The 15,313-nt window shown below is 52.9% G+C and carries 16 protein-coding genes and 1 other annotated feature; of the genes, 10 read left to right on the forward strand and 6 right to left on the reverse strand.

Annotation, left to right across the window (positions count from 1 at the left end; all coding sequences use genetic code 11):
* Positions 1-2: 2 nt before the first annotated feature.
* Positions 3-803: a cytochrome C assembly family protein gene (locus ACXKZD_RS04345; protein WP_010248489.1), complete on the reverse strand. Its 801-nt coding sequence runs from the start codon at positions 801-803 to the stop codon at positions 3-5.
* A gap of 166 nt (positions 804-969) precedes the next feature.
* On the opposite strand from ACXKZD_RS04345, the gene ffh reads away from it, so the two are divergent.
* The 5 genes from ffh (at position 970) to rplS (ending at position 4,481) form a co-directional block, all read left to right on the forward strand.
* Positions 970-2,331, forward strand: coding sequence for a signal recognition particle protein (gene ffh / locus ACXKZD_RS04350; protein WP_010248486.1), 1,362 nt, complete (start codon positions 970-972; stop codon positions 2,329-2,331).
* Between the two features lie 142 nt (positions 2,332-2,473).
* Entirely contained in the window at positions 2,474-2,722 is a 249-nt protein-coding gene (gene rpsP / locus ACXKZD_RS04355; protein ID WP_003849041.1) for a 30S ribosomal protein S16, read from the forward strand.
* Between the two features lie 18 nt (positions 2,723-2,740).
* Positions 2,741-3,289 carry a ribosome maturation factor RimM gene (rimM, locus tag ACXKZD_RS04360; protein ID WP_488981888.1) on the forward strand — a complete coding sequence of 183 codons (549 nt, stop codon included), beginning with the start codon at positions 2,741-2,743 and terminating at the stop codon, positions 3,287-3,289.
* Positions 3,290-3,324: 35 nt separating this feature from the next.
* Positions 3,325-4,089, forward strand: coding sequence for a tRNA (guanosine(37)-N1)-methyltransferase TrmD (gene trmD, locus ACXKZD_RS04365; protein WP_010248477.1), 765 nt, complete (start codon positions 3,325-3,327; stop codon positions 4,087-4,089).
* 44 nt (positions 4,090-4,133) lie between these two features.
* Positions 4,134-4,481 carry a 50S ribosomal protein L19 gene (gene rplS / locus ACXKZD_RS04370; RefSeq protein WP_003849035.1) on the forward strand — a complete coding sequence of 116 codons (348 nt, stop codon included), beginning with the start codon at positions 4,134-4,136 and terminating at the stop codon, positions 4,479-4,481.
* Positions 4,482-4,577: 96 nt separating this feature from the next.
* Here rplS and ACXKZD_RS04375 read toward each other — a convergent pair whose 3' ends face one another.
* A complete protein-coding gene (locus ACXKZD_RS04375; protein ID WP_010248470.1) occupies positions 4,578-5,114 on the reverse strand; it encodes a GNAT family N-acetyltransferase in 537 nt (178 codons plus the stop codon).
* 288 nt (positions 5,115-5,402) lie between these two features.
* Here ACXKZD_RS04375 and ACXKZD_RS04380 point away from each other — a divergent pair, with 288 nt between their 5' ends.
* Both ACXKZD_RS04380 and tyrA read left to right on the forward strand, forming a co-directional pair.
* Positions 5,403-6,482: a 3-deoxy-7-phosphoheptulonate synthase gene (locus ACXKZD_RS04380; RefSeq protein ID WP_010672116.1), complete on the forward strand. Its 1,080-nt coding sequence runs from the start codon at positions 5,403-5,405 to the stop codon at positions 6,480-6,482.
* A gap of 5 nt (positions 6,483-6,487) precedes the next feature.
* Positions 6,488-7,609 (forward strand): bifunctional chorismate mutase/prephenate dehydrogenase, encoded by a 1,122-nt coding sequence (gene tyrA, locus ACXKZD_RS04385; protein WP_010248465.1) that lies wholly within the window; start codon positions 6,488-6,490, stop codon positions 7,607-7,609.
* A 56-nt stretch (positions 7,610-7,665) separates the two neighbouring features.
* Here the strand turns inward: tyrA and pheA are convergent, their stop codons facing one another.
* The 4 genes from pheA to bamD form a co-directional block, all read right to left on the reverse strand.
* Positions 7,666-8,829 carry a bifunctional chorismate mutase/prephenate dehydratase gene (pheA, locus tag ACXKZD_RS04390; RefSeq protein WP_010248448.1) on the reverse strand — a complete coding sequence of 388 codons (1,164 nt, stop codon included), beginning with the start codon at positions 8,827-8,829 and terminating at the stop codon, positions 7,666-7,668.
* Between the two features lie 22 nt (positions 8,830-8,851).
* Positions 8,852-8,976 (reverse strand) — a sequence feature (Phe leader region).
* Positions 8,928-8,975 carry a pheA operon leader peptide PheL gene (pheL, locus tag ACXKZD_RS04395; RefSeq protein WP_187507180.1) on the reverse strand — a complete coding sequence of 16 codons (48 nt, stop codon included), beginning with the start codon at positions 8,973-8,975 and terminating at the stop codon, positions 8,928-8,930. (Overlaps the previous feature by 48 nt.)
* Before the next feature lie 101 nt (positions 8,977-9,077).
* On the reverse strand, positions 9,078-9,413 hold the full coding sequence (gene raiA / locus ACXKZD_RS04400) for a ribosome-associated translation inhibitor RaiA (protein ID WP_003849030.1): 336 nt from the start codon (positions 9,411-9,413) through the stop codon (positions 9,078-9,080).
* Between the two features lie 281 nt (positions 9,414-9,694).
* The gene (gene bamD / locus ACXKZD_RS04405) at positions 9,695-10,426 is read right to left on the reverse strand and encodes an outer membrane protein assembly factor BamD (protein ID WP_010248444.1); all 732 of its coding nucleotides are present in this window, start codon (positions 10,424-10,426) and stop codon (positions 9,695-9,697) included.
* Positions 10,427-10,555: 129 nt separating this feature from the next.
* Here bamD and rluD point away from each other — a divergent pair, with 129 nt between their 5' ends.
* The 3 genes from rluD to clpB all read left to right on the forward strand — a co-directional run bounded on the left by rluD (position 10,556) and on the right by clpB (position 14,960).
* The gene (rluD, locus tag ACXKZD_RS04410) at positions 10,556-11,533 is read left to right on the forward strand and encodes a 23S rRNA pseudouridine(1911/1915/1917) synthase RluD (protein WP_010248442.1); all 978 of its coding nucleotides are present in this window, start codon (positions 10,556-10,558) and stop codon (positions 11,531-11,533) included.
* Positions 11,533-12,261 carry a purine nucleoside phosphorylase YfiH gene (gene yfiH / locus ACXKZD_RS04415; RefSeq protein ID WP_488981889.1) on the forward strand — a complete coding sequence of 243 codons (729 nt, stop codon included), beginning with the start codon at positions 11,533-11,535 and terminating at the stop codon, positions 12,259-12,261. The genes rluD and yfiH overlap by 1 nt, the downstream gene beginning before the upstream one ends.
* A 113-nt stretch (positions 12,262-12,374) precedes the next feature.
* Positions 12,375-14,960 (forward strand): ATP-dependent chaperone ClpB, encoded by a 2,586-nt coding sequence (gene clpB / locus ACXKZD_RS04420; protein WP_029519628.1) that lies wholly within the window; start codon positions 12,375-12,377, stop codon positions 14,958-14,960.
* Positions 14,961-15,313: the final 353 nt, after the last annotated feature.

Below are 15,313 nucleotides of genomic sequence, written 5' to 3' on the forward strand. Positions count from 1 at the left end.
TTTTAACGAGAGGTGGGGACAAGCAGATGCTGCAGGATGCGACTGCCGAAGTAAGCCATGGTTAACAGCACCGCACCGCTGCAGTTAAACCAGACGACGCGGCGACCACGCCAGCCTTCATGATAGTGCCCCCAGAGCAAAACGATATAAACAAACCACGCGATGATAGAGAGCACGGCTTTATCGACGTTTTCTGCGCTGAAGAGATCCTGCATATAGAACAGACCGGTGCAGAGCACCAGCGTCAACAGCACGACGCCCACCTGGGTGATGTGAAACATCTTACGTTCAATGGTCAGCAGCGGCGGCATATCCTGTGTGAACGCCAGACGCTTGTTTTTTAACTGGTAATCGATCCACGCCAGCTGCAGTGCATAGAGTGCGGCAATAATCAGCGTCGCGTAGGCGAACAGCGACAGGCCGATATGGATCATCATGCCTGGCGTGGTTTCCAGATGGGTGATAAACGCATTGGGCACAAAAGTGGCGAAGGCCAGATTGATCAGCGCGAAGCTGTAGACAATCGGCAGTAGCAGCCAGCCACGGTTGCGTGACGCCACAATGGTCATGATGGCGCAAATCAACAGGCTGACCAGCGAGCCTATGTTGAGCAGGCTTAAATTCTGTCCGCTATCAACAGCAAATATGCGTTGCTGCAAGGCCACCGCGTGTGTCACCAGCGCCACACAGGCAGAGAGCATCGCCATTCGCCGCCAGCCGCCGTTACGTTTCAACAGGCTGGGAATGATCAGGGCAAGACTTAAGGAGTAGGCGAATAGCGCCACTATCGCGAAAACGAACATAGATCCTTTCAGGTTCAGTCAGATAAGGAAAAAGGCAGTATAGCGCCAGCCGAAGCAGGCTCCAAACGATCTGAGGGGCAATTGCAGAGATCGCTGAGGCTTCGTGTTATAATCCGCCGCATTCTGCCGATCAGGCGCCTCGCGATCTTTTTTTTAGTGAGAGACCATGTTTGATAATTTAACCGATCGTTTGTCGCAAACCCTGCGAAACATCAGCGGCCGCGGAAGGCTGACTGAAGAGAACATCAAAGAGACCCTGCGTGAAGTGCGCATGGCACTGCTTGAGGCTGACGTTGCGCTGCCGGTGGTGCGTGACTTCATCAACCGTGTGAAAGAGAGCGCGGTCGGCCATGATGTGAATAAAAGTCTGACTCCAGGTCAGGAGTTTATCAAAATCGTTCGTAACGAGCTGGTTACGGCGATGGGTGCAGAGAACAATGCACTCGACCTGGCTGCTCAGCCGCCAGCCGTGGTGCTGATGGCGGGTCTGCAGGGTGCCGGTAAAACGACCAGCGTCGCTAAGCTGGGTAAGTTCCTGCGTGAGAAGCACAAAAAGAAAGTCTTAGTGGTTTCTGCCGACGTCTATCGTCCGGCGGCAATCAAACAGCTGGAAACGCTGGCACAGCAGGTGGGCGTGGATTTCTGCCCATCCGATCTCAGCCAGAAGCCGGTCGATATCGTTAACAATGCGCTGCGTGAAGCTCGCCTGAAGTTCTACGATGTACTGCTGGTGGATACCGCCGGTCGTCTGCACGTTGACGAAGCGATGATGGACGAAATCAAACAGGTTCATGCCGCGATCAATCCGGTAGAAACGCTGTTTGTGGTCGATGCCATGACCGGTCAGGATGCGGCAAACACGGCTAAAGCTTTTAATGAAGCACTACCGCTGACCGGTGTTATCCTGACCAAAGTCGATGGTGATGCACGAGGCGGTGCGGCGCTGTCGATTCGTCATATCACCGGTAAGCCGATTAAATTTATGGGTGTCGGTGAAAAAACCGATGCACTTGAGCCGTTCTATCCGGAGCGTATTGCTTCGCGTATCCTCGGCATGGGTGACGTGCTGTCACTGATCGAAGATATCGAAAGCAAGGTTGACCGCGATCAGGCTGAGAAACTGGCTAAGAAGCTGAAAACCGGCGACGGTTTTGATCTCAACGATTTCCTTGAGCAGCTGAAGCAGATGCGCAACATGGGCGGCATGGCCAGCCTGATGGGCAAACTGCCCGGTATGGGTCAGCTGCCTGACAATGTGAAGTCACAGATGGATGACAAAGTGCTGGTGCGCATGGAAGCGATCATCAACTCGATGACACGCAAAGAGCGTGAAAAACCAGAGATCATCAAAGGCTCACGCAAGCGCCGCATTGCGACCGGCTCCGGTATGCAGGTGCAGGACGTTAACCGCTTATTGAAGCAGTTTGACGACATGCAGCGTATGATGAAGAAAATGAAGAAGGGCGGTATGGCGAAAATGATGCGCGGCATGAAGGGTATGATGCCGCCAGGTTTTCCTGGCCGCTAAAGCGTTCCACAAAAAAGCCCGAAATGGCACGGTTTAGGTTGCTTTTTTCGCCAAAATGAGTAAAATTTTCGGGCTTTTTATACAGCACCCGGACCCCGTTCCTCGATGGGGGCCGGGTGTTTTATTAACTGAAGAGGATGTTATGGTAACAATTCGTTTGGCACGTCACGGCGCTAAAAAGCGTCCGTTCTATCAGGTCGTCGTCACTGACAGCCGCAATGCACGCAACGGTCGTTTTATCGAGCGCGTTGGTTTCTTCAACCCGATCGCATCTGGTCAGGCTGAAGGTCTGCGTCTTGATCTGGATCGTATCGAGCACTGGGTTGGCCAGGGCGCAACGCTTTCTGATCGCGTTAACGCGCTGGTCAAAGAAGCTAAGAAAGCAGCTTAATCTGTCACGGTGGTGAGCATGAGCAGACAAATTGCCGCAAAGCCTCCTGTTAACCCGATTGTATTGGGTAAGATGGGAGCCGCCTACGGTATTCGCGGCTGGCTCAAAGTGTTTTCCTCCACTGAAGACGCTGAAAGCATCTTCAACTACCAACCCTGGTTCATCCAGCGCGCCGGTAAATGGCAGCAGGTCGAACTGGACGGTTGGAAGCACCACAATCAGGACCTGATCATCAAAGTCAAAGGCATTGAAGATCGGGATGCGGCGGCTCAGTTAACCAATTGCGAAATTCAGGTTGACTCGACGCAGTTGCCATCGCTGGAAGAGGGCGACTACTACTGGAAAGACCTTATGGGCTGCCAGGTAGTTAACCTTGAAGGCTACGAGATGGGTAAAGTCATCGATATGATGGAAACCGGCTCGAACGACGTTCTCGTCGTTAAGGCAAACCTGAAGGATGCATTCGGTGCTCAGGAGCGGTTAATTCCGTTTCTTGATGAACAGGTTATCAGGAAAGTCGATCTCTCTACTGGCATCATTGAGGTAGATTGGGATCCTGGTTTTTGATCTCCGAATCGAACGGTAACGTAACGGCGAATACAATGTGGATTGGTGTTATTAGCCTGTTTCCAGAAATGTTTCGCGCTATTACCGATTACGGGGTAACTGGCCGGGCTGTAAAAAACGGTCTGCTCAGCATTCAGAGCTGGAGTCCTCGTGACTTCACGCACGACCGGCACCGTACCGTGGATGATCGTCCTTACGGCGGCGGACCGGGAATGCTGATGATGGTACAACCCTTACGGGATGCCATCTCCGCAGCGAAAGCAGCGGCAGGTGATGGGGCCAGGGTGATATATCTTTCACCTCAGGGTCGCAAACTGGACCAACAGGGCGTTTGCGAACTGGCGGCACGGGACAAGTTAATTCTGGTCTGTGGCCGTTATGAAGGGATTGATGAGCGCGTAATCCAGACCGAAATTGATGAAGAATGGTCAATCGGTGATTACGTTCTCAGCGGCGGGGAACTGCCAGCGATGACGATGATTGACGCAGTCGCCCGGTTTATTCCTGGCGTGCTCGGCAAGCAGGCGTCAGCCGATGAGGATTCGTTCTCGGAAGGTTTGCTGGATTGTCCGCACTATACCCGACCTGAAGTGTTAGACGGCGTGGAGGTCCCGGCAGTATTACTGTCAGGCAACCATGCTGATATCCGCCGCTGGCGTCTGAAGCAGTCGCTAGGCCGTACCTGGCTGAGAAGACCTGAACTTCTGGAAAACCTGGCTCTGACTGAAGAGCAAGCAAGGTTGCTGAATGAGTTCCAGCGGGAATCTCAGCAGCAACAAAACGATGATGTGGAAGAGTAAGTTCTTCCCCGACTATCAGTTTACCCAGGATATGAGATTTAATTATGAGCAACATTATCAAGCAAATTGAACAAGAGCAGATGAAACAGGACGTACCTTCCTTCCGCCCGGGTGATTCCGTGGAAGTGAAAGTATGGGTCGTTGAAGGTTCTAAAAAACGTCTGCAGGCATTCGAGGGCGTGGTTATCGCTATCCGTAACCGCGGTCTGCACTCTGCATTCACTGTTCGCAAAATTTCTAACGGCGAAGGCGTTGAGCGTGTATTCCAGACTCATTCACCTGTAATTGACAGCATCGCTGTTAAACGTCGTGGCGCTGTGCGTAAAGCCAAACTGTACTACCTGCGTGAGCGTACTGGTAAGTCTGCTCGTATTAAAGAGCGTCTTAACTAAGGTATCGCTAACGCGACATCTAAAAGTTAATAGCAAACAAGGGGTTGGCATCTGCCAGCCCCTTTTTTATGTCACTGCCAACCTTGCTGCCTACAGTTAACCGTCGTCCGGCCGCTGAAAATGATAAATCGCGGTATTAACCGGCCCTTCCTCTAAGACGATCAGGCCATAGCGACAGCCAATGAACTGACCACCGCACTTCTCAGCCACGCCCCGACTGGCCAGGTTATCCTCTGCTGCCAGAATCTCAATCACCCGGGTCTCTGGGCGTGAAAACCCCAGCGGCAGCAACGCGGCCACCGCGCGGCTGGCGATTCCCTGACGCTGTGCATCACTGCGAACCCAGTAGCCAATTGCGCTGGTGTCACCCGGATGACGGGCAAAGCGTATTCCTGCGCCCCCCAGCAGCTGGTCATGCTGATCAACGATGGCAAACTCTTCCGCTTCCTCTTTCATCCGTTGCCAGTGGGTAAAGCGGATCCAGCTTTCTGCTTCATGAGGTTGATAATCGTGATGCGCCCAGACCATCCACGGGATAAGGCTATCCAGCGAGGCATTAACCGCAGTGGTAAACGCAGATACGTCGCTGAGCTCAAAAGGTCGCAGATAAATATTTTGTGGTGATGGGTACATAACTCTCACAGCGCGAACAGAATGATTCTTTTATTCTGCCTGTGAGTAGCAGAAAGGCAATAATCTTAACTGTAAACTTATTTGTACAATTGTCTTTGGTTTTTTGTGGTTGAGGTTTTTATTATATGCATGATTTTACTGTTTATTTTAAGTATATTTCGCACCCTTCTTCATCCGTGGTAATAAAAGTGTACATATAATATTGCGCTATGTATTGTCTGTGATACAGTATTTGCATTCCTCAGTGAGGAGTCCATGACTGCCAATACGAGCCAAAGGATCGCCATCATGCAAAAAGACGCGCTGAACAATGTGCATATCGCCGGTGAACAGGTATTAATCACGCCTGAAGAGCTGAAAGCGAAGTTTCCACTGACCACTGAACAGCAGGATCAGGTCGCGGCGTCGCGCCAGACTATCTCTGACATTATTGCCGGCCGCGATCCGCGTCTGCTGGTGGTGTGCGGACCCTGCTCAATTCACGATACCGAAGTGGCACTGGACTATGCTCGTCGTCTGCAAACCCTTTCTGAACAGCTGAAAGATCAGCTCTTTATCGTGATGCGCGTCTATTTTGAAAAACCTCGTACCACCGTCGGCTGGAAAGGGCTGATCAACGATCCTTTCATGGATAACTCGTTTGATATGGAAGCGGGTCTGCACATTGCGCGCCAGCTGCTGGTGAACCTGGTTGAAATGGGTTTGCCTCTGGCCACTGAAGCGCTGGATCCCAATAGTCCGCAATATCTGGGCGACCTGTTCAGCTGGTCTGCCATTGGCGCACGTACCACTGAATCTCAGACGCACCGTGAAATGGCCTCGGGCCTGTCGATGCCGGTAGGCTTTAAAAATGGCACCGATGGCAGTCTGGGAACGGCAATCAACGCCATGCGTGCTGCCGCAATGCCACACCGTTTTGTCGGGATTAATCAGGCCGGTCAGGTCTGCCTGCTGCAGACTCAGGGCAATCCGGATGGTCACGTGATCCTGCGTGGCGGCAAAGCGCCGAACTACGGTCCTGAAGATGTTGCGCAGTGTGAAAAAGAGATGCTCAAGGCGGGACTGCGTCCGGCCTTAATGATAGATTGCAGCCATGGTAATTCGAATAAAGACTACAGCCGTCAGCCTGGCGTAGCGGAATCCGCTATTGCGCAGATCAAAGACGGGAACCGTTCAATCATTGGTTTGATGCTGGAAAGCCATATCAATGAAGGTAACCAGTCTTCTGAGCAGCCACGCAGCGAAATGAAGTATGGTGTTTCCGTAACCGATGCATGCATCAACTGGGAAGTGACCGAAACGTTGCTGCGTGAAATGCATCAGGATCTGCAGGGAGTGCTGTCGGCGCGTCTGTCACAAGAGGTGTAAGAGCAATGGTGGCTGAACTGACCGCGTTACGCGATCAAATTGACAGTGTTGATAAAGCGCTGCTGGATCTGCTGGCTAAGCGACTGGAACTGGTGGCCGAGGTAGGTGAGGTGAAGAGCCGTTACGGCCTGCCTATCTATGTGCCTGAGCGTGAAGCGTCGATGCTGGCTTCGCGTCGCAAAGAGGCCGAAGCGCTCGGTGTACCACCGGATCTGATTGAGGATGTGCTGCGTCGCGTGATGCGGGAATCCTATACCAGCGAGAATGACAAAGGCTTTAAAACCCTCTGTCCTGAACTGCGCCCGGTGGTGATTGTCGGTGGTAAGGGCCAGATGGGCCGGCTGTTTGAAAAAATGCTCGGGCTATCAGGCTACACGGTTAAAACGCTGGATAAAGAGGACTGGCCTCAGGCTGAGACTCTGCTCAGCGATGCCGGAATGGTGATCATTAGCGTGCCGATTCACCTGACCGAGCAGGTGATTGCCCAACTGCCACCACTGCCGGAAGATTGTATTCTGGTCGATCTGGCGTCAGTCAAAAACCGGCCTCTGCAGGCAATGCTGGCTGCCCATAACGGGCCTGTGCTGGGTCTGCATCCGATGTTTGGCCCGGACAGCGGCAGCCTGGCAAAACAGGTGGTGGTCTGGTGTGATGGAAGACAACCGGAAGCGTATCAGTGGTTCCTGGAGCAGATTCAGGTCTGGGGTGCGCGTCTGCATCGTATCAGCGCTGTTGAGCATGACCAGAACATGGCATTCATTCAGGCGCTGCGTCACTTTGCTACCTTCGCTTATGGTCTGCATTTAGCCGAAGAGAACGTCAATCTGGATCAGCTGCTGGCGCTCTCGTCGCCCATTTACCGGCTTGAACTGGCGATGGTGGGGCGGTTGTTCGCTCAGGATCCGCAACTCTATGCGGATATCATCATGTCTTCAGAGAGTAATCTGGCGCTGATAAAACGCTATTACCAGCGGTTTGGTGAAGCGATTGCGCTGCTGGAGCAGGGCGACAAGCAGGCGTTTATCGCCAGCTTTAACCGGGTTGAACAGTGGTTTGGCGATCACGCAAAACGCTTCCTGGTCGAAAGCCGAAGCCTGTTGCGATCGGCCAATGACAGCCGCCCATAAATGACAGCCATTCATCAATGAAAAAGGCATCCAGTTGGATGCCTTTTTTCTTCTTTTTATTCGCCAGGTTCAGCGGGCACCACATTTTCGCTGGGGTAACAGCCCAGTACCTTCAGAGAGCGGGTCATGGTCTGTAATTCCTGCAGCGCCTGCTGCATCCGCTCTGATTGCAGGTTGCCCTGCACATCAATGTAAAACATCTCTTCCCACGGATTACCATTAATCGGGCGGGACTCCAGCTTGCTCATAATCAGGTTGTGCTGACGCAGTACCAGCAGCGCGTCGACCAGCGCACCCGCCTGCTGGCCGGTTGCCATAATCAGCGTGGTTTTCGCTGGCACCTGGTCAGAAACCTCGATTGCTTTGCGGGCCAGCACGATAAAGCGGGTGTGGTTCTGCTGCTGATTCGCCAGATTACGTTCCAGCACCTGCAACTGATAGAGTTCGCCGCCGGCCTCACTGCCCAGCGCCGCCACCTTAGGTGAGTTGAGCGCAGCCACTTTCTCCATCGCTGCCGCGGTACTCTCGGTATATTCGATTTTCCAGTGCGGGAAACGATTAATAAACTGGCTGCACTGCTGGAACGGTTGAGGATGGCTGTAAACCGTCTCAATCTGCTGAAGATCGGTGGGGCCATTCACCAATACGCAATGGTCGATAGGCAATGTCAGCTCGCCCACGATTGAGAGGCTGGTCTGTTGCAGCAGATCGTAGACATCGTTGATCGAGCCTGAACTGGTATTCTCAATCGGCATCACGGCGTAATCAGCTACGCCATTTTCGACCTGTTTGATGATGTCGTGAAACTTCAGGCAGCCACACTCCACCATGCTATCGAAATGGCGCGACGCGTAGTTGCGTGCTGCAAGATGCGAGTAAGAGCCTTTCGGGCCCAGGAAGGCGATACGGGCGGCATGCGCATGGGGATGGTTGAGGTTTTTTTGCAGCAGCGCTTGCTGAGTCAGCACGGAATCTTCAATTACCAGCTGGAACAGACGGGTGATGTAGTGCGCATCCAGGTTGTGTGCCTTACCCAGTACGATGAGATTCTCCAGTAGCGCGCGTTCGCGCTCCACATCCCGAATCGGGCGATGCGTCGCCAGTTTCGCTTGTGCAACTTCCACTGCCAGCAAACGACGCTCGGCCAGCAGCGTCAGAAGTTTTTTATCCACGGCGCTGATTTTATCGCGTAGCGCCAGCAATGGATTATCGGGATTCATAGGGCTCACCTGTATGCTATCCAAAAAAAAAGCCTCCCGGTTGGGAGGCTTCGGTGTTCGTCTTCGCTTTCATTTTCACACGACGAATGGCCTCCCGTTCAGGGGAAGGTAAAAAAGAAAGCGAAGAAAAACAGATCAAGTTTCATGGTAATGTCCGAAAAGAGAGTGACCTGAGAGTAACCGTACTGCTTAAAAGCTGTCAATAAAAAACGCGCCCGGAGGCGCGTTAAGAAACAGCGTTAAGAAAATCAGGACTCTTCGTCGGCGGGAATGATGTCTTTCACGCTGGCACTGGCGCGGCGTGCTTCAGACTTGTGCTGAACTTTATTCAGCTGACGCTCGAGCTTGGCAATCAAATCGTTGATAGCGGTATACATATCATCGTGCTTGGCGCTGGCCACCAGAGTCCCGTTAGGTGTGTTAATAGTGGCGTCAGCCACGAATTCTTTGGGCTCTTTGGAAAGGACAATATGTGGATTAATCAGGTCGGTTTGCCATTTTTCGAGCTTGGCGAGACGGTCTTCAACATGGCTTCGGATTGCCGGAGTGATGTCCATTTGTTTACTGGTAATGTTCAGAATCATCGTTCTTACCTCTCTGTCATTTCCGTCTTGGTCTTCTCAGCATAGCGCGAAAAAGCGTTCAATGTGGGATTTCGATCACGAAAAAATGTCACTTTTTGTCAGTCACAACATTCTGTGAGAAAGGCAGAGAAACTGGCCGAAATGGCTTGAAGCGAAACGATTAACACGGCATGCTTGATGAGTTAGCTCGCTGAGAACAGATCCAAATCTGACTGTTCTGTAAGCAAAAAAAAGCAGCCCTGAGAGGCTGCTTTTTTTATGGCTGAGAATCCTTCGAACGATCAGCTTTTGTTAGCTGCAATGATTTTCGCCACTTTATCGGCTTCAGCGTTCAGCTGCAGATTGCGGTAAGCATTCTCCATCAGCGGCAGGGCATCGTGTGTTGCCTGCGTATCCGGATAATCGCGCATCATACCTTCGACACGGTTAACAACCGCGACATAAGCCTCACGCTTAGTATAGAATTGCGCCACTGACAGCTCATATTTAGCCAGACGGTCTTTCAGATAGACCAGGCGTTTCTGAGCATCAGCCGCATACTGGCTGTTCGGGTAACTCCGCAGCAGCTGGGAAAAGTCGCGGAAAGCATCACGAGCGTGCGTCGGATCGCGGTCAGAACGATCAATACCAAAGAAGCCCTGCAGCGCGGAGTCATCCAGCGCCATGTCCGTCAGACCTTTCATATAGATGACATAGTCAATGTTCGGATGCGTGGGGTTCAGACGCATAAAGCGAGCAATGGCAGCCTGCGCCAGGGGCAGATCGGCATTTTTATAGTACGCGTAGATTAAATCCAGCTGCACCTGCTGCGAATAAGGACCGAACGGATAACGATTATCCAGCGCTTCCAGTTGCTTAATCGCAGCTTTAAAGTTACCGTCCTGCAGCTTTTGCTGCGCTGTAGCATAGATTTCAGAAGGCGGGCTGTCCGGTACCGCGTCATTTGAGCCGGAACAACCAACAAGTGCCAGGCTCAGTGTGGCAGCAGCCACCAGATGTTTCATACGCGTCATGACGAAGTGATTATCCTCAAATGTTATGGCGGAAGCTGTCCGTATAGCTCCCGGTAATGACCAGGTACGATAGCACATTATATTAAACGGCATCGCCGTGAAAACCCAACGTTAACGAAGAAGCTGTATATGGCACAACAAGTTCAACTCACCGCAACGGTATCCGAATCACAACTCGGACAACGCTTAGATCAGACTTTGGCGGAATTGTTCCCTGATTATTCACGTTCTCGCATAAAAGAGTGGATCCTCGATCGTCGCGTTACTGTAAACGGCGTCATGGTCGATACACCCAAAGAAAAAGTGCTGGGCGGCGAGCTGGTCGCGATTGACGCTGAGATCGAGGAGGCGCAGCGCTGGGAACCGCAGAATCTGCCACTCGACATCGTTTATGAAGATGAAGACATTATTGTCATCAACAAACCACGCGACTTCGTGGTTCACCCTGGCGCCGGTAATCCGGATGGCACAGTGTTAAACGCCTTACTTCATCACTATCCGGCGATTATGGATGTGCCGCGCGCGGGCATCGTACACCGCCTGGATAAAGACACCACCGGTTTAATGGTGGTCGCGAAAACCGTTCCGGCTCAGACGCATCTGGTGGACTCGCTGCAGCGTCGCGAAATCACTCGTGAATATGAAGCGGTTGCGATTGGCAATATGACTGCGGGCGGCACCGTTGAGCAGCCTATCAGCCGTCACTCAACCAAACGCACCCACATGGCGGTACACCCAATGGGTAAACCGGCGGTCACTCATTACCGCATCATGGAGCACTTCCGGGCCCATACCCGTCTGCGCCTGCGTCTGGAAACCGGTCGTACTCACCAGATCCGTGTGCATATGTCTCACATCAGCCATCCGCTGGTGGGCGATCCGCTTTACGGTGGCCGTCCGCGTCCGCCAAAAGGCGCGTCTGAAGCATTTATTACTACGCTGCGCGGTTTCGATCGTCAGGCACTGCACGCCACGATGTTGCGCCTCTATCACCCCATCAGCGGTATTGAAATGGAATTCCATGCTGCGCTTCCGCAGGACATGGTTGATTTAATCGCGGCGTTAAAAGCAGACACTGAAGAATTTAAAGACCAGTTGAATTGGTGATGAATCTGATTACTCCTCAATGGCCCGCTCCGTCACGCGTTCGGGCCTGCTCGACGCAGCGACAGGGCGGCATCAGCATATCGCCCTGGGATGCACTGAATCTCGGCGGGCATGTGGGGGATAATCCGGATGCGGTGGCGCGTAACCGGCAGTTGCTGTTGGAAGAGGCGGGTTTACCTGCCATGCCGCAGTGGCTGGATCAGGTTCATGGCACTGAGGTTGTGCGTCTGACTGCAGGGGAAAGTACGCCATTACGTGCTGATGCCTGTATTACCGATCAGCCCGGTGTTGTCTGCGCCATCATGACCGCTGACTGTCTTCCGGTCCTGTTCTGTTCGCCGGATGGCACGGAAGTGGCGGCGGCACATGCAGGCTGGCGCGGACTTTGTGCGGGTGTATTGGAAAATACGCTGGCGCAGTTTCGTTCGCCGCCTGATCAGATTCATGCCTGGCTTGGACCGTCAATCGGACCTGATGCGTTTCAAGTCGGCGCCGAAGTCCGTCAGGCCTTTATGGCTCAGGAACCCCGGGCTGTGCAGGCTTTCCGTCCATCAGGTGACCGCTTTTACGCCGACATCGGCCTGCTGGCGCAGATGCGACTACAGGCAGCGGGCGTGAATTCAGTCAGCGCCAGCAGCCGTTGTACCTTTACGCAGCGCGACGATTTCTTCTCTTTCCGCCGCGATGGGATCACCGGGCGTATGGCAACTTTGATCTGGCTGTTATAACCTTACGCCATAAGACGGTCCAGTTAGCGTATTTTTTACTCAAATCTCAGGTCATTAACCTTGAAATTTTGAGGGATGACCTCATTTAATCTCCAGTAGCATTTTGACCTGTAATGGGAGGAATTATGCGTCTGGATCGTCTTACTAACAAATTTCAACTGGCTCTCGCCGACGCGCAGTCCCTCGCTCTGGGACACGACAATCAATTCATTGAACCTCTGCATCTGATGAGCGCATTGCTCAAACAGGAAGGCGGATCGGTTTCACCTTTACTGACTTCGGCCGGTGTCGACGTTACGCCATTTCGCGCTCAGGTTGAGCAGGCTATTGATCGCCTGCCACAAGTTGAAGGCAGCGAAGGCGATGTACAACCCTCATCTGACCTCGTCCGGGTATTAAACCTGTGCGACAAGCTGGCACAGAAGCGCAACGATAACTTTATTTCATCCGAATTATTTGTTCTGGCCGCCCTGGAATCGCGGGGCTCACTGGCCGATCTGCTCAAAGCAGCGGGCGCAACGCGTGAAAAAATCACCAGTGCGATTGAACAGATGCGGGGAGGAGACAACGTGAACGATCAGGGGGCTGAAGATCAGCGCCAGGCTTTAAAAAAATACACTATCGATCTGACCGAGCGGGCAGAGAAGGGCAAACTCGACCCGGTCATTGGTCGTGACGAAGAGATTCGCCGCACCATCCAGGTTCTGCAGCGCCGTACCAAAAACAACCCGGTACTGATTGGTGAACCTGGCGTGGGTAAAACCGCGATTGTCGAAGGGCTGGCGCAGCGCATCATCAATGGTGAAGTGCCTGAGGGTCTGAAAGGACGTCGGGTACTGGCACTGGATATGGGTGCGCTGGTGGCCGGGGCGAAATATCGCGGTGAATTCGAAGAGCGTCTGAAAGGCGTACTGAGTGACCTGTCGAAACAGGAAGGCAACGTCATTCTGTTTATCGACGAGCTGCACACCATGGTGGGAGCCGGTAAAGCGGACGGTGCGATGGACGCCGGCAATATGCTTAAACCTGCGCTGGCGCGTGGTGAACTGCACTGTGTGGGTGCCACTACGCTTGATGAGTATCGCCAGTACATTGAAAAAGATGCCGCGCTGGAGCGTCGTTTCCAGAAAGTCTTTGTGGCTGAGCCGAGTGTGGAAGATACCATCGCCATTCTGCGTGGTCTGAAAGAGCGTTATGAACTGCATCACCATGTGCAGATCACTGACCCGGCGATTGTCGCGGCGGCGACCCTGTCTCATCGTTATATTGCTGACCGGCAGCTGCCGGATAAAGCGATTGACCTGATCGATGAGGCAGCTTCCAGCATTCGTATGCAGATGGACTCGAAGCCGGAGTCACTGGATCGCCTTGAGCGCCGTATCATTCAGCTGAAGCTGGAGCAGCAGGCGCTGAAGAAAGAGGCGGACGATGCCAGTATCAAGCGTCTTGAAATGCTGGAAACCGAACTCAACCAGAAAGAGCGCGAATACGCCGAGCTGGAAGATGAGTGGAAGACAGAGAAAGCCTCGCTGTCCGGCACGCAGAACATTAAAGCGGAACTTGAGCAGGCGCGTCTGAATTTAGAGCAGGCACGTCGCCAGGGTGACCTCGCTCAGATGTCAGAGCTGCAGTACGGTAAAATTCCGGCACTGGAAAAACAGCTAGCCGCAGCGACTCAGGCGGAAGGCAAGACCATGAAGTTACTGCGTAACCGGGTAACCGATGTGGAGATTGCCGATGTGCTGGCACGCTGGACCGGTATTCCGGTCGCACGAATGATGGAAGGTGAGCGCGATAAGTTACTGCGCATGGAGCAGGACTTACATGGCCGGGTCATCGGACAGGATGAAGCGGTTGAGGCGGTATCAAATGCTATTCGCCGTAGTCGCGCAGGCCTTTCTGATCCAAACCGGCCTATCGGTTCCTTCCTGTTCCTGGGGCCAACCGGGGTCGGTAAGACGGAGTTGTGTAAAGCGCTGGCTAACTTCCTGTTCGACAGTGACGATGCGATGGTTCGTATCGACATGTCCGAATTTATGGAAAAACACTCAGTATCACGGCTGGTGGGTGCACCTCCGGGTTATGTCGGCTATGAAGAGGGCGGTTATCTGACCGAAGCTGTGCGCCGTCGGCCTTATTCGGTCATCCTGCTGGATGAAGTAGAGAAAGCGCATCCTGATGTCTTTAACATTCTGCTGCAGGTGCTGGATGATGGGCGTCTGACGGATGGGCAGGGCCGCACGGTCGATTTCCGTAACAGCGTGGTGATTATGACCTCTAACCTGGGATCAGATTTAATCCAGGAGCGGTTCGGCAATCTCAGTTACCCGGAAATGAAAGATATCGTGATGGGTGTGGTCGGACAGCATTTCCGACCTGAGTTCGTCAACCGTATTGATGAGGTGGTGGTGTTCCATCCGCTGGCTGAGAAACATATTGCGTCCATTGCGCAGATTCAGCTGCAGCGGCTGTACAAACGTCTGGATGAACGGGGTTATCAGCTGCACATCTCTGATGATGCGATCAAACTGCTGGCGGAGAACGGATATGATCCGGTCTACGGTGCACGTCCGCTGAAACGTGCGATACAGCAGCAGATCGAGAACCCGCTGGCTCAGCAGATCCTTGCCGGTTCGCTGGTGCCAGGCAAAACCATCGAAATGGATGTGGAGAACAACATCATTACTGCACATCAGTAAGGGTGTGGAACGAAAAACGGGCCTCTGGCCCGTTTTTTTTGCCCTTTTAAGGGATTTTTGCTTATTTAATACTCCCTTTGAGTGCAAAATGAACGGTCAGTAAAAAAGTCTCAATTTGCACTTGCGCTATCTGAGCCGTTCCCTATAATGCGCCTCCACTGACACGGCAAACCGGAAACGGAAAACGGGTCAGGAGGCACAGGAGACTGCGCCGCCGGAGAAAAACTTCTGAAATAGAGGTTGACTCTGCAGGAGGAAAGCGTAATATACGCCACCTCGCGACAGGACGCTAACGCACTGTTCGCACTGCTCTTTAACAATTTATCAGACAATCTGTGTGGGCACTCGCAGGA

This window comes from Pantoea sp. ABR1s, assembly GCF_057812235.1.

Bases quoted from the DNA above. Each gene is read 5' to 3' on its own strand.
- ACXKZD_RS04380 (WP_010672116.1), top strand. From the start codon at position 5,403: ATGCAAAAAGACGCGCTGAACAATGTGCATATCGCCGGTGAACAGGTA.
- trmD (WP_010248477.1), top strand. From the start codon at position 3,325: ATGTGGATTGGTGTTATTAGCCTGTTTCCAGAAATGTTTCGCGCTATT.
- rplS (WP_003849035.1), top strand. From the start codon at position 4,134: ATGAGCAACATTATCAAGCAAATTGAACAAGAGCAGATGAAACAGGAC.
- ACXKZD_RS04345 (WP_010248489.1), bottom strand. From the start codon at position 803: ATGTTCGTTTTCGCGATAGTGGCGCTATTCGCCTACTCCTTAAGTCTT.
- ACXKZD_RS04375 (WP_010248470.1), bottom strand. From the start codon at position 5,114: ATGTACCCATCACCACAAAATATTTATCTGCGACCTTTTGAGCTCAGC.
- ffh (WP_010248486.1), top strand. From the start codon at position 970: ATGTTTGATAATTTAACCGATCGTTTGTCGCAAACCCTGCGAAACATC.
- rpsP (WP_003849041.1), top strand. From the start codon at position 2,474: ATGGTAACAATTCGTTTGGCACGTCACGGCGCTAAAAAGCGTCCGTTC.
- raiA (WP_003849030.1), bottom strand. From the start codon at position 9,413: ATGATTCTGAACATTACCAGTAAACAAATGGACATCACTCCGGCAATC.
- pheA (WP_010248448.1), bottom strand. From the start codon at position 8,829: ATGAATCCCGATAATCCATTGCTGGCGCTACGCGATAAAATCAGCGCC.
- bamD (WP_010248444.1), bottom strand. From the start codon at position 10,426: ATGACGCGTATGAAACATCTGGTGGCTGCTGCCACACTGAGCCTGGCA.
- clpB (WP_029519628.1), top strand. From the start codon at position 12,375: ATGGGAGGAATTATGCGTCTGGATCGTCTTACTAACAAATTTCAACTG.
- rluD (WP_010248442.1), top strand. From the start codon at position 10,556: ATGGCACAACAAGTTCAACTCACCGCAACGGTATCCGAATCACAACTC.
- tyrA (WP_010248465.1), top strand. From the start codon at position 6,488: ATGGTGGCTGAACTGACCGCGTTACGCGATCAAATTGACAGTGTTGAT.
- rimM (WP_488981888.1), top strand. From the start codon at position 2,741: ATGAGCAGACAAATTGCCGCAAAGCCTCCTGTTAACCCGATTGTATTG.
- yfiH (WP_488981889.1), top strand. From the start codon at position 11,533: ATGAATCTGATTACTCCTCAATGGCCCGCTCCGTCACGCGTTCGGGCC.